The organism is Sphingomonas panni (assembly GCF_022664435.1).
Lineage (GTDB): Bacteria > Pseudomonadota > Alphaproteobacteria > Sphingomonadales > Sphingomonadaceae > Sphingomonas > Sphingomonas panni.
On the sequence record NZ_JAKREU010000001.1, the window covers coordinates 587,437 to 599,903 of the forward strand.

Annotated in this window: 11 protein-coding genes; 6 read left to right on the plus strand and 5 right to left on the minus strand. The window is 69.6% G+C overall.

Annotation, left to right across the window (positions count from 1 at the left end; genetic code table 11):
* Window positions 1-121 precede the first annotated feature (121 nt).
* Window positions 122-802 (minus strand): c-type cytochrome, encoded by a 681-nt coding sequence (locus tag MF609_RS02915; RefSeq protein WP_242414801.1) that lies wholly within the window; start codon window positions 800-802, stop codon window positions 122-124.
* 116 nt (window positions 803-918) lie between these two features.
* Between MF609_RS02915 and MF609_RS02920 the strand changes: the two genes are divergently transcribed.
* Window positions 919-1,809 carry a prephenate dehydratase gene (locus tag MF609_RS02920; RefSeq protein ID WP_242414802.1) on the plus strand — a complete coding sequence of 297 codons (891 nt, stop codon included), beginning with the start codon at window positions 919-921 and terminating at the stop codon, window positions 1,807-1,809.
* Window positions 1,810-1,970: 161 nt separating this feature from the next.
* On the opposite strand, the gene nudC is transcribed toward MF609_RS02920, so the two are convergent.
* From nudC to MF609_RS02935, 3 genes are read right to left on the minus strand one after another with little or no spacing between them, the layout of a single operon-like run.
* Complete coding sequence (gene nudC, locus MF609_RS02925) at window positions 1,971-2,825, minus strand: NAD(+) diphosphatase (protein ID WP_242414803.1); 855 nt, start codon at window positions 2,823-2,825, stop codon at window positions 1,971-1,973.
* Complete coding sequence (locus MF609_RS02930; RefSeq protein WP_242414804.1) at window positions 2,822-4,156, minus strand: serine hydrolase domain-containing protein; 1,335 nt, start codon at window positions 4,154-4,156, stop codon at window positions 2,822-2,824. The genes nudC and MF609_RS02930 overlap by 4 nt, the downstream gene beginning before the upstream one ends.
* The gene (locus tag MF609_RS02935; protein ID WP_242414805.1) at window positions 4,153-5,184 is read right to left on the minus strand and encodes an A/G-specific adenine glycosylase; all 1,032 of its coding nucleotides are present in this window, start codon (window positions 5,182-5,184) and stop codon (window positions 4,153-4,155) included. The genes MF609_RS02930 and MF609_RS02935 overlap by 4 nt, the downstream gene beginning before the upstream one ends.
* A 28-nt stretch (window positions 5,185-5,212) precedes the next feature.
* On the opposite strand from MF609_RS02935, the gene MF609_RS02940 reads away from it, so the two are divergent.
* From MF609_RS02940 to MF609_RS02955, 4 genes are read left to right on the plus strand one after another with little or no spacing between them, the layout of a single operon-like run.
* Window positions 5,213-5,746: a DUF721 domain-containing protein gene (locus MF609_RS02940; RefSeq protein WP_242414806.1), complete on the plus strand. Its 534-nt coding sequence runs from the start codon at window positions 5,213-5,215 to the stop codon at window positions 5,744-5,746.
* Window positions 5,746-6,438, plus strand: a complete 693-nt coding sequence (locus tag MF609_RS02945; protein WP_242414807.1) for a thioredoxin domain-containing protein — start codon at window positions 5,746-5,748, stop codon at window positions 6,436-6,438. Before MF609_RS02940 ends, MF609_RS02945 begins: the two co-directional genes overlap by 1 nt.
* 23 nt (window positions 6,439-6,461) lie before the next feature.
* Window positions 6,462-7,196 (plus strand): thioredoxin domain-containing protein, encoded by a 735-nt coding sequence (locus MF609_RS02950; RefSeq protein WP_242414808.1) that lies wholly within the window; start codon window positions 6,462-6,464, stop codon window positions 7,194-7,196.
* Between the two features lie 46 nt (window positions 7,197-7,242).
* Window positions 7,243-10,644 (plus strand): chromosome segregation SMC family protein, encoded by a 3,402-nt coding sequence (locus tag MF609_RS02955; protein ID WP_242415163.1) that lies wholly within the window; start codon window positions 7,243-7,245, stop codon window positions 10,642-10,644.
* A gap of 106 nt (window positions 10,645-10,750) precedes the next feature.
* Here MF609_RS02955 and MF609_RS02960 read toward each other — a convergent pair whose 3' ends face one another.
* Entirely contained in the window at window positions 10,751-11,074 is a 324-nt protein-coding gene (locus MF609_RS02960) for an EF-hand domain-containing protein (protein WP_242414809.1), read from the minus strand.
* 137 nt (window positions 11,075-11,211) lie between these two features.
* Between MF609_RS02960 and MF609_RS02965 the strand changes: the two genes are divergently transcribed.
* Window positions 11,212-12,429 carry an argininosuccinate synthase gene (locus MF609_RS02965; protein WP_242414810.1) on the plus strand — a complete coding sequence of 406 codons (1,218 nt, stop codon included), beginning with the start codon at window positions 11,212-11,214 and terminating at the stop codon, window positions 12,427-12,429.
* The last annotated feature ends 38 nt before the right edge of the window (window positions 12,430-12,467 follow it).

Genomic DNA, 12,467 nt, shown 5'->3' on the forward strand with positions numbered 1-12,467 from the left:
GAACCAGCCTCTTCTTACGGCAACGCCAACGAAGACACGAAAGAGCGGCACCAACCGCAACCCCTTCGTGTCTCCGCGCCTTCGCGTGAACCCAATCCTTCTTCGATCCGAAGCGGAACGGTTACTCGCCCTTCTTGGCCGCCTGTTCCGCCGCCGCCGGATCGACCGATGGCGCACCCGAGGCCGGGGTCGCGGCGTTGACGATATCGGCGGTATTGGCCGGTGCGCCCTCGGCGACATTGCCCTCCGCTTCGGTCGCCGCCGGTTCGGCTCCCGCGGCGGGTGCGGCCGGCAGCGGGAGGTTCGACCCCTGCGAATTGAGATAGGCGATGACGTTCGCCCGGTCCTCGGCGCTGCCAAGACCGGCAAAGGTCATTTTCGTGCCGGGGGCATATTTGCGGGGGGACGTCAGCCACGCGTTCATCGCGTCGAAGTCCCAGTTGCCGGGGATGCCGGTCAGCGCGGTCGAATAGGCGAAGCCGGCGAGGTGGCCGTGCTTCTTGCCGATCACGCCCCACAGGTTCGGACCGATGCCGTTGGCCCCACCCTGGTTGACCGTGTGGCAGGCGGCGCATTTCTTGAACACTTCCGCGCCCTTGGCCACGTCGGCGGTGGCGAGCAGCGTCGCGATCGGCACAGCCGCAGCGGCCCCGCCCCCGGCTTCGGCCGCGCCCTCGACCGGATAGCCGGGCTTTTCCGGCGGCCCCGAATGGAACACCATGCCGCTGGCGATGGAGAGTCCGAGGGCGGCGGCGCAACCGGCCAATACCCAACCTGCGATGGTGTTCGTCCGGTCGTCCATGCCCTGAGCCGTCTCACCTAAATATGGTTCTGTTTGGGGCCATGCTTAGAGGCGACGTTGGATACTGGCAAGACAGGGTTGCCGCCTGCCCTCGCGCCCGATAATCGCCGCTCCCCATGCACAAATACGCCGCACCCGCGCGCCCGCTGGTGGCGCAGATGATCGAAGCCGCCGCGCGCGAACCGAATCGCACCGTCGCCTTTCAGGGGGCACCCGGCGCCAATTCGCACGTCGCGCTGGTCCAGGCGTTTCCCGAAGCGCTGCCGCTGCCCTGTTTCGGCTTTGCCGATGCGATCGACGCGGTGCGTGTCGGAACGGCGGATTGCGCGATCATCCCGATCGAAAATTCACTGCACGGCCGCGTCGCCGACATGCATTTCCTGCTGCCCGAATCGGGGCTGGTCATCACCGGCGAACATTTCCTGCCGATCCGCCACGCCCTGATGGGGCTGGGTCCGGTCGAGGGCATCCGCCAGGCGATGAGCCACGAACAGGCGCTGGGCCAGTGCCGCCACTGGCTGAGTGCGCGCGGGATCGAACCGGTGGCGCATCCCGATACGGCGGGCGCGGCGGCATCGGTCGCGGCGATCGGCGATCCGGCCGTCGCCGCGCTTGCTCCCCCGGCGGCGGCGGAACTGTACGGGCTGCAATTGCTGGCCGACGACATTGCCGATGCCGACCACAATACGACGCGCTTCGTCGTCCTCGCCCGCGGTGCGCTGCCCGAGTTGCCCGAGGGGCCGTGCATGACGACATTGGTGTTCGAGGTGAAGAACGTCCCCGCCGCATTGTACAAGGCGATGGGCGGCTTCGCGACCAACGGCGTCAATATGACGAAGCTGGAAAGCTACCAGCGCGGCGGCACCTTCGCCGCGACCGAATTCTTCTGCGATATCGAAGGGCGTCCGGGCGAGGCGCATGTCGACCGCGCGCTCGACGAATTGCGGTTCCACAGCAAATGGGTACGCTTGCTGGGGAGTTACGGGCGGGCAAGGGAGCGGGGGTAGAACCCTACCCTCCACCCACCCCGTTCGGTTCGAGCAGCTTCGAGCGAAGTCGAGAAGCGTCCGTCGAGAACGCGTTTATTTGGGGCATCCCCTTCTCGACTACGGTTCTCGACAGGCTCGAACCTGCACTCGAAGCGAACGGTTGGTGAAAATGGGTTAAATTACCCCGCCACCCACGCCGCCAGCAGACTCCGCGCAATCGCGTGCCCCGGCGGCGCGATGAAGCGCGACGTATCGCCCGCCAGCGCCGCGCGCACCTCGTCCCGCGTCGCCCAGAACGCATGTTCCAGCTCGGTCACATCGATCTTCAGCGCATCGTCCCGCGCCGTCGCGATACAGGCGATCATCAGCTGCGACGGAAACGGCCAGGGCTGGCTGGCGACATAGCGCACCGCATCCACCGCGACGCCCGCTTCCTCCAGAACCTCGCGCGCGACCGCTTCCTCGAACGATTCGCCGACCTCGACAAAGCCGGCCAGTGCGGAATAGCGCCCGGCGGGCCAACTCGGTTGCCGCCCCAGCAGCACGCGGTCGCCATGCTCGACCGCCATGATGACCACCGGATCGGTGCGCGGGAAATGCAGCGCGCCACAGTTCGGGCAGGACCGCGCCCAACCGCCGCGCGCGACCACGCTGGCATGACCGCATTTCGCACAGAAGCCGTGCCGCGAATGCCAGTCGACCAGGCTGCGCGCGACGCCGTACAGCGCGACGTCGGCCGCCGGCATCACCGCCAGCGCCGCCATCAGCGCGGGCGAACGCATCGCCGGTGCACTGCCGTCGCCGTCACCGACCACGAACAGCGGCGCGTCGTCCAGATAGCCGAGCAGCAGCGCGTCATCCCGCGCCGGGTCCATCGCCACCAGCGCGAGCGCGCCATCGTCGGCCACCGGCGGTTCCAGCCCGGTCAGCACCAGCAGCCGGGCCGCCGGATCGCCCTTGCACCGCGCGAACGCTGCCGGGTCGTCACGCTCATGGTCGGCGCGGACCAGAGCCGCGCCGGTAAAGCCGATCATCGCACCGGTCCCGCCAGATCGCGGGCCAGCGCCTTCACCAGATCCTCGCGCAGCGGCCATTTGTCGGCGGGGAAGTAGTTCACCATCACCGTGCCGCGCACCTGCCGCACCGGATCGACGAACGCGACGGTACCCGCCGCCCCGCCCCAGCCATAGGTGCCCTTGCCCGGCCGTCCCGGCAGCGTCTCCAGATAGACCGATCCACCCGCGCCGAAGCCCATCTTCGGCCCCGCCTGTCCGCCGGTCGCACCATCGACCCCGCCAAAGGTGACGCCGGTCGGCAGCAGGTTCGACATGCCGAGCGCCACCGTCGCCGGCTGCAACACGCGCTTCCCGTTCAATGTGCCGCCATTCTGGAGCATGTGGAGGAAGCGGTCGTAATCGGCGGCCGACATGACCAGTCCCGCCCCGCCATAGGGAAAGCTCGGCGGCGACAGCCAGACCGAGGTCGCTCCCGGATCGACCGGCACCAGATTGTCGCCGGCCCAGGCATAGTTGGTCGCCAGCCGCCCCTTCTGCGCTGCGGGCACGGTCCAATAGGTCGACGTCATGCCGAGCGGACCGAACATCCGCGTCTGGAGGAACTTCTCGAACGACATGCCCGAAGCCACCTCGATCACCCGGCCCAGCACGTCCAGCCCGATCGAATAGCTCCACTTGGTCCCCGGCTCGGCGATCAGCGGCAGGGTCGCGACGCGGTCGGCGAATTCCGCCAGCGATTTCGGCCGCGCCTGCGCCATCGCGACCTCGGCCTGTGCGTTGACGGCGGCGGGCACGATGCCCAACCGCTCATACTCCTTCAGCAACGGCCCCTTGGTCACGATGCTGTAGCCAAGGCCTGCGGTGTGGGTCAGCAGGTGGCGGACCGTGATCGGCGTCGTCGCCGGGCGGCTGGCAAGGCTCTTGTCGGGATCGGTCAGCACCTTCATCGACTTGAAGCCGGGGATGAAGTCGCTGATCGGCTGGTCGAGCTTCAGCTTGCCGTCCTCGAACAGCATCATCGCGGCCATGCCGGTGATCGGCTTGGTCATCGAATAGACCCGCCACAGCGTGTCGACATTGGCCGGCGCAGCACTGGCGTCGGTCGCGACGCGCCCGGCGGCGTGCGCGCTGGTCCAGTCGGGGCCGCCGACGACGACAACCATGCCCGGTGCCTTTTTCTGCGCCACATAGTCGCGGACCATCGCCTCGGTCGCGGGCAGCGCGCGCTGGGCGGCGGGCCGGGCGGGCGCAGGCGGCGGCGCGGCCTGTGCCCATGCCACCGCCGGCTGAACGAGCAACAGCGCGCCGGTCAGCGCCAGCATGTTTCGGACCCGGTTCTTGTCCCTCATCGCATTCCCTCCACAACCGCAATCGCCCGCGCGAACAGCGTCGGCATGCCGGCGGCTTCGATGTCCGCGACCGGCCACCATTCGCCCTGCGCGGTGTCGGCCACTGCATCCGCCACCATGACGGTGCAGGCAAGATCGAAATGGGTAAAACCGTGGCGGACCAGACCGATGCTGCGCCAATCGGCGGCGAACGGCGCGCCTTCGGTGCCGGGATCGGCGTCGCTCCACGGCCCGGTCGGCAGCGCGCGCATGCCGCCCAGCATCCCCTTGTCCGGCCGCCGTACCAGTAGCACCCGTCCGTCGCGCTCCGCCCAGAACAAGGTGCCGAACCGCTGCGGCTTCGCCTTCTTCGCGGCCTTCACCGGAAAGGCATCGGGCGTACCGGTCGCATAGGCGGCGCAATCGTCGCGTAGCGGGCAGAACAGGCAGCGGGGAGACCGCGCAGTACAGACCATCGATCCCAGGTCCATCATCGCCTGTGCGAAGTCGCCCGCGCGGGCGTCCGGCGTGATCGTATCGGTCGCCGTGCGGATCGCCGGGCGGGCACCGGGCAGCGGATCGCCGATTGCAAACAGTCGCGACACCACCCGCTCGACATTGGCGTCGACCACTACCGCCCGCCGGCCAAAGGCGATCGCGGCGATCGCAGCCGCCGTATAGTCACCGATGCCCGGCAATTTGCGCAGCTCGCTCTCGGTATCGGGCAGCGCACCCCGAGCCGCGACGACCCGCGCGCACGCGAGCAGATTGCGAGCGCGGGCATAATAGCCCAGCCCCGCCCATGCCGCCATCACATCGGCATCGTCCGCCGCCGCCAGCGCCGCGAAGGACGGCCAGCGCGCCGTCCATGCCTCAAAATAGGGCCGCACGCTCGCCACCTGCGTCTGTTGCAGCATCACCTCCGACAACCACACGCGATAGGGGTCGGGCGCGGCGGTGCCCGGCGGGCTGCGCCATGGCAGGCTGCGATGGTTGCGGTCGTACCAGTCGAGTAACCGTTCGGCGACAGAGAGATGCTTGGCGTCCACGCCGGCTCTATGGCATGGGATGCGCACAATGACGACGCGCCCACGCCCCCATGCGACGATTCCCGAACCCCGCCGCCGCGGCGGCGCGCGGCCCGTGGCCGAATTGCTGCCCGATATCGGTGGCGCGGCGTTCCGAAAGTTCGGTTTCGTACAGTCGGCCGTGGTCAGCCGCTGGGGCGAGATCGTCGGCGAACGCTTTGCCCGCGTGTCCGCCCCCGAATCGATCCGGTTCCCGCCGGGCAAGCGCGCCGACGGCACGCTGACGCTGATCGTATCGGGCGCGCACGGCACGATGATGCAGCATATCGCCCCCGAAATCGTCGAGCGGGTGAACCGTTTCTTCGGCTATGCCGCGGTCGCCCGACTCCAGTTCCGCCATGGCGAGGTCCGCCCGCGCCGCGCGATGCCGCCGCGCCGCGAACCGCCGCCGATCCCGGCCGAAATGCACGAAAGCCTGCGCGACATCGCCGACCCCGAACTGCGCGAGGTTCTCGCCGCACTCGCCGGGGCCGTCGCCGCGCCGCCGCCCCCCGCCATTCCGATCCTTGGCAAGGTCCGCTGATGCGCATCCTGATCCTGCTCTGCTCGTTCATCCTCGCCCTGTTCGGGATGCCCCCGGCCAAGGCGCAGGCCCCCGCCCATGCCGCGACCGCGCGCAACTGGACCAACAGCGTCGCGATGCTGCCGACCGGCGGCGTCGCCATCGGCAACCCGATGGCGCGGGTGCAGCTGGTCGAATGGGTCAGCTATACCTGTTCGCACTGCGCCGCCTTTGCCCGAGATGCGAAGCCGGAACTGACCGCGCTGATCCGATCGGGCCGGGTCCGCGTCGAATATCGCACGCTGCCGCGCGACGCGCTGGACCTGACCGCCGCCCTGCTCGCGCGTTGCGGCGGGGCGAACCGGTTCCTCGCCGCACATGATGCGATCTTCGCGCAGCAGACCGCGATGCTGGACAAGGCCGAAGCGTTCGCCGCGACCCCGGCCGCGCAGCAGCCAACCGCGACGATCGGCAAGCGGCTGGAACAGCTCGCCGCTGCCACCGAGCTGCGCACGCTGGTGCGGGGACAGGGCGTGGACGATGCGAAAATCACCGCCTGCCTGAACGACGAAGCCGCGCAGAAACGGGTCATCGCCATCGCCGAAGCGGCACAAGCTGCCGGCGTCGAGGGCACGCCCAGCTTCGAGGTCAACGGCAAGAAGGTGGAGGCCCATGACTGGGCCACGCTCAAGCCGTTCCTGACCGCCTCCTGATCCTTATAACGAGAGTAGATCCCATGCGTTTCGCATTCCCCCTAATCGCGCTTGCCGCCCTGTCGGCCTGTGGTGGCGGTGATTCCGGCAGCGGCACTAACGGCACCGCCGCCGCGCCCGTCGCCAATGTCGCGGCACCGGCCGGCAAGAAGTGGACCGACATGGTCGCGGTCACGCCCGAGGGCGGCTATCGCATCGGCAATCCCGATGCGGCGGTGAAGCTGGTCGAATATGGCTCGCGCACCTGCCCGACCTGCGGTGCGTTCGGGCGCGAAGCCAACGAACCGCTCATCAACAACTATGTCTCGACCGGCAAGGTGAGCTTCGAGTTCCGCGACTTCGCCGTACATGGCGCGCCCGACCTGGCGGCGGCGGTGCTCGGCCGTTGCAACGGGACCGCGACCTTCTTCCCCCTGCTCGAAGCGATGTACCAGGACCAGGCCGCGACCCTGGAGCGGATGCAGGCGATCCCGCAGGCCGAACAGGCGCGGCTCCAGTCGATCCCGCCGCTCCAGGCCGTCACCGGCTGGGCCGATGCGGCCGGTTTCGTCGATTTCGTAAAGCAGCGCGGCGTGCCCGAAGCCAAGGCGCGCCAGTGCCTCGCCGACCAGAAGCTGTTGCAGGAGGTCGTGAAGATCACCGAAGAGGGCGGCGCGACCGTCACCGGCACGCCGACCTTCCTGATCAACGGCGAAAAGGTCGAGAACGCCGTGACCTGGGCACAGATCGAAGCGGCGCTGAAGGGCGCTGGCGCCTGATCCCGTGGCCGCGGGGAACGACGCGGCCACACCGCCCACGCCGGGGCTGACGCTCCGGCGGCTGCGGCTTACCGGCTTCAAGAGCTTCGTCGACCCGGCCGATCTGGTGATCGAGTCCGGACTGACCGGCGTCGTCGGACCCAATGGTTGCGGCAAGTCGAACCTGCTCGAAGCGCTGCGCTGGACCATGGGCGAGAACAGCGCGAAATCGCTGCGCGGCGCCGGCATGGACGACGTCATCTTCGCCGGCACCGAAACCCGCCCCCAGCGCGACTTTGCCGAGGTGGCGATCCTGGCGGAGGATGCCGCTGGCGACGAGGTGGAGATCGTCCGCCGGATCGAACGCGGGGCCGGCTCCGCCTATCGCATCAACGGTCGCGACGTGCGGGCGAAGGACGTGTCGCTGCTGTTCGCCGACGCGGCGACCGGTGCGCATTCGCCCGCGCTTGTCAGCCAGAACCGGATCGGTGCGGTCATCGCCGCCCGCCCCGCCGAGCGCCGCGCGATGCTGGAGGATGCCGCCGGCATCTCCGGCCTGCATGTCCGCCGCCGCGATGCCGAATCGAAACTGCGCGCGACCGAAGCCAATCTCGACCGGCTGGGTGAGATGGCGCAGGAACAGGATGCACGCGCCGTGATCCTCCGGCGACAGGCAAAGGTCGCCGCGCGCTATCGCGAACTGACCGACGCGATCCGCATTGCCGAAGCGCGCGCGATCTACGCCCGCTGGCGCGACGCCGCCACCGCTGCCGACACCGCCAAGGCCGAAGCACAGGCGGCCGAGACGCTGGTCGCCGGACAGGGCAGCGCGCAGGCGGAGGCGGTCGCCGAACAGGCCGCCGCCACACAGGCGCTGGCGAGTGCGCGCGCCGCCGCACAGGCGCTGCACCAGCGCGCCACCGATGCCGGCCATGCCCGCGAGCGGCTGCAGGCACAGGCCCATGCCGCGACCCGACGACTGGCCGATCTGGAGGCGCAGGCCGCGCGCCTCAGCGCAGACCGCAAGCGCGAGGCGGCGCTGGCCGGCGATGCGGCCCATGCGGTGGTGCGGCTACGCGACGAGACCGCCGCGCTGACGACGGCGATTGCGGAAGCGGCGGCCCGTCTGCCCCGGCTCGACGCCGCGCTCGTTCAGGCGAATGCGCAGGCGGCGATCGCCGATGCCGCACATGGTGACGCGCTGGCGGCGCAGGCGGCCGAACTGGCCGAGGCGCGGGTCGCGGCGGCGGCGCAGGACGCGGCGCATGTCCGGCTGGACCGTGCCCGTCGCGACGCAGCACGGGCGCGCGCCGAACAGGCCGCGTTACCCGCCCTCGCCCCCCTGACCGCCGAACGGACGGCGGCGGCCGAACGGCGGGCCGGTGCGCAGGCCAGCGCCGATTCGGCCCGCACCGTCATCGTCCAGGCCGAGGGGGCCGAACGATCGGCGCAGGAGGCGCGTGGGCGCGCGCAGGCCGACCGGGCGACCGCCACCGCCGAACTGGCGGCACTGCACGCAGAAATCGCCGCGCTGGAACGGGCGTTGCGCCGGACCGGTCGCGCACGGATCATCGATTCGGTGGTGGTCGAACCGGGGTTCGAGGCGGCATTGGCGGCGGCATTGGGCGACGATCTCGACGCCGGGACCGATCCCGCCGACGATCGTTACTGGGACACCGACGCTGCGCCGATCGACGGTCCGGCGGTTCCGCACGGCATCGGACGGCTGTCGGCACAGGTCACCGCCCCGGCGCTCGCCCGGCGGCTGACACAGGTGCTGGTGGTCGAACGCGACGAGGGCACCGAACTGGCGGTCGGGCAGCGGCTGGTGACGCTCGACGGGGCGATGCGTCGCTGGGACGGGCTGCGCACCAAGGCGGGATCGGGGGCCGCCGCGGCCGAGCGGCTCGCGCGTACCAACCGGTTGCGGTCGCTGGGGCAGGAACGCCCGGCGCTGGTCGCGCGGCGGGATGCCGCCGATGCTGCGCTGGCGGCGGCCGATACCGCGATCGGCGACGCGCGGGCGACGCTGGCCGCTGCCCGCCGCACGCTCGAACAGGCCGAATCGCAGGCGCGCGAGGCGCTGCGCGCGGAGGACCGCGCCACCGCCGCGATCGAACGGGCGCAGGCGCGGGCCGACGACGTCGCCGCCCGGCTGGCCCGAATTCACAGCGACCTGATCGAGGCGCAGGACGAATCCGACCGCGCCGATGCCGCGCTCCGGCAACTGCCCGACCGCAGCGCGACCGCCGGGCGGGTCGCCGCGCTGGCGACGGCGGCAGCGACCGCTCGCGCGGAGGTGGCCGATGCCCGTGCCGGCCGCACATCGCTCGACGCAGCGCTGCAGCGCGACCGGGAGCGGCTAGCGACGGCCAGGACCGAGATCGTCGCATGGCAGTCCCGTGCCGCAGATGCCGACCGACGCATCGCCGAGGTCGATGCCCGGATCGCCACCATCGCGGCCGACCGCGCCGCGTTGCACGATCGCCCGGCGGCGCTGGCGGCGGAACTGGCGCAGGTCGACGATATGCTGGCCAGTCTCCGGCAGGCGACGACCGAAGCGGTGACGCTGGAACAAGCTGAGGAAGCACGACTACGCGCTGCCGAGCGCGCGGCCGGAACGATCGCCGAATCGCTCGCGGCCGCGCGCGAACGCCGCGCCGGAGCCAGCGCCCGGGCGGAGGCACAGGAACAGCGGCGGCTGGAAATGGGTCGCCTGTCGGGTGAACGCTTCCAATGCCCGCCGCCGCTGCTGCCGCGCATCGGCTTCACCGGCGCGGAGGTCGACGACGCGGCGGGCGAGGCCGCGGCGCATGACCGCCTGCTCGCCGATCGCGACCGGATCGGCCCGGTCAATCTGATCGCCGATACCGAACTGGCCGAACTGGAGGCGGCGCAGGGCGAGACGGCGGCCGAACGCGCCGAACTGGCCGAGGCGGTGCAACGGCTGCGCGGATCGATCGGGACGTTGAACCGCGAGGGACGCGCACGGCTGCTGGCGGCGTTCGCGGCGGTCGACGGCCATTTCCGCCGGCTGTTCGCCGCATTGTTCGATGGCGGGCAGGCGCAGCTCGAACTGGTCGATTCGGACGACCCGCTGGAAGCGGGCCTCGAAATCCTTGCTCAGCCACCGGGCAAAAGGCTGCAGTCGCTGACGTTGCTATCGGGCGGGGAACAGGCGCTGACCGCCGTCGCGCTGATCTTCGCGCTGTTCCTGACCAACCCGTCGCCGATCTGCGTGCTGGACGAGGTCGACGCGCCGCTGGACGACGCCAATATCGACCGCTTCTGCGACCTGCTCGACCGCATGGCCGCCGATACCGACACCCGCTACCTGATCGTCACCCACAATGCGGCGACGATGAGCCGGATGCACCGTCTGTTCGGCGTTACCATGGTCGAACGCGGCGTCAGCCGGCTGGTATCGGTCGATCTGGGCGGCGCGACGACGCTGCTGGCGGCGGAGTAAGCCTCTGAAAAACCGTCACCCCAGCGCAGGCTGGGGTCTCCTGCGGCGAGGAGCGCGCTCCATTACGGGGAGACCCCAGCCTACGCTGGGGTGACGTAAATTTCCCCTACTGCCCCGCCTTCACGATCGCGCGATACTCCTCGCGCGTGATCTTGCCGTCCTTGTTCTGGTCCATCAGCGCAAAGGCGGTGGCGAGGCCGGCGGCGGCCTGTCCCTTTTGCGACGGGTCCTGCCGCGCCGCCTCGGCGTCGATCTTCGCACTCATCGCGTCGAACTCGGCCTTGCTGATCGTGCCGTCCTTGTCGGTGTCGAACACCGTGAAGAACTCGGTCTCGTCCTCGGCGCCCGGTTCGACCACCGGTGCGGGCGGCGCGGCCGGCGCCGGCGTGGGAGCGGTCTGCAACGCAAGGGCGAGGATGGCGAACAGCATCGGGTCAGATTCTTTCCGAACAGGGGAAACGCGGCGCAGGATTGCACCGCCCGGCCCCCGGTGCAAGCGCGTGTCCTTGCGCCGCGGCCCCGCGTCGCCTAACCGCGCGCCGAACGCTTACCTTCAAGGAGCCGCCCATGGCCGAGTCCATTAATCGCGTCGTCCTCGCCTATTCGGGCGGCCTCGACACCAGCGTCATCCTCAAATGGCTGCAGCAGGAATATAATTGCGAGGTGGTGACCTTCACCGCCGATCTCGGCCAGGGCGAGGAGCTGGAGCCGGCGCGCAAGAAGGCCGAGCTGATGGGCATCAAGCCCGAGCATATCTTCATCGACGACCTGCGCGAGGAATTCGTCCGCGACTTCGTGTTCCCGATGATGCGCTCGAACGCGCTGTACGAGGGGCTGTACCTGCTCGGCACCTCGATCGCGCGCCCGCTGATCGCCAAGCGCCAGATCGAGATCGCGAAGATGGTCAACGCCGACGCGGTCAGCCACGGCGCGACCGGCAAGGGCAACGACCAGGTCCGCTTCGAACTCGGCTATTACGCGCTCCAGCCCGATATCAAGGTCATCGCGCCGTGGCGCGAATGGGACCTGACCAGCCGCACCGCGCTGATCGCCTTCGCCGAACAGCACCAGATCCCGGTGCCTAAGGACAAGCGCGGCGAATCGCCCTTCTCGACCGACGCCAACCTGCTGCACACCTCGTCCGAGGGGAAGGTGCTGGAGGACCCGTGGGACGAAGTGCCCGATTACGTGTTCTCGCGCACGGTGAACCCGGAAGACGCACCCGACACGCCGCAGGTCATCACCGTCGCGTTCGAACGCGGCGATGCGGTGGCGGTGGATGGCGAAGGCATGTCGCCCGCCACGCTGCTCGCCAAGCTCAACGAGCTGGGCCGTGCACACGGCATCGGCCGCCTCGACCTCGTCGAGAACCGCTTCGTCGGCATGAAGTCGCGCGGGATGTACGAAACGCCGGGCGGCACCATCCTGCACGCCGCACACCGTGCGATCGAACAGATCACGCTGGATCGCGGTGCCGCGCACCTGAAGGACGAACTGGCCCCGCGCTATGCCGAACTGGTCTATAACGGCTTCTGGTTCTCGCCGGAGCGCGAGATGCTGCAGGCTGCGATCGACCACAGCCAACACAAGGTGTCGGGCGAGGTCCGCCTGAAGCTGTACAAGGGCGGGGTCCATGTCATCGGCCGCCGTTCGCCCAATTCGCTCTACAGCGAAAAGGTCGTGACGTTCGAGGACGATCAGGGCGCCTATGACCAGCGCGATGCGGCGGGCTTCATCAAGCTGAACGCGCTGCGCCTGCGCCTGCTCGGCCGGCGGGATCGCTGAACCGGCGCTAACGCCGGATTAACCATGACCCCATAGGC

What these genes read in the sequence shown, in the direction of transcription:
- MF609_RS02915 (WP_242414801.1), bottom strand. Translation starts at nt 802, where the DNA reads ATGGACGACCGGACGAACACCATCGCAGGTTGGGTATTGGCCGGTTGC.
- MF609_RS02920 (WP_242414802.1), top strand. Translation starts at nt 919, where the DNA reads ATGCACAAATACGCCGCACCCGCGCGCCCGCTGGTGGCGCAGATGATC.
- nudC (WP_242414803.1), bottom strand. Translation starts at nt 2,825, where the DNA reads ATGATCGGCTTTACCGGCGCGGCTCTGGTCCGCGCCGACCATGAGCGT.
- MF609_RS02930 (WP_242414804.1), bottom strand. Translation starts at nt 4,156, where the DNA reads ATGAGGGACAAGAACCGGGTCCGAAACATGCTGGCGCTGACCGGCGCG.
- MF609_RS02940 (WP_242414806.1), top strand. Translation starts at nt 5,213, where the DNA reads ATGACGACGCGCCCACGCCCCCATGCGACGATTCCCGAACCCCGCCGC.
- MF609_RS02945 (WP_242414807.1), top strand. Translation starts at nt 5,746, where the DNA reads ATGCGCATCCTGATCCTGCTCTGCTCGTTCATCCTCGCCCTGTTCGGG.
- MF609_RS02950 (WP_242414808.1), top strand. Translation starts at nt 6,462, where the DNA reads ATGCGTTTCGCATTCCCCCTAATCGCGCTTGCCGCCCTGTCGGCCTGT.
- MF609_RS02960 (WP_242414809.1), bottom strand. Translation starts at nt 11,074, where the DNA reads ATGCTGTTCGCCATCCTCGCCCTTGCGTTGCAGACCGCTCCCACGCCG.
- MF609_RS02965 (WP_242414810.1), top strand. Translation starts at nt 11,212, where the DNA reads ATGGCCGAGTCCATTAATCGCGTCGTCCTCGCCTATTCGGGCGGCCTC.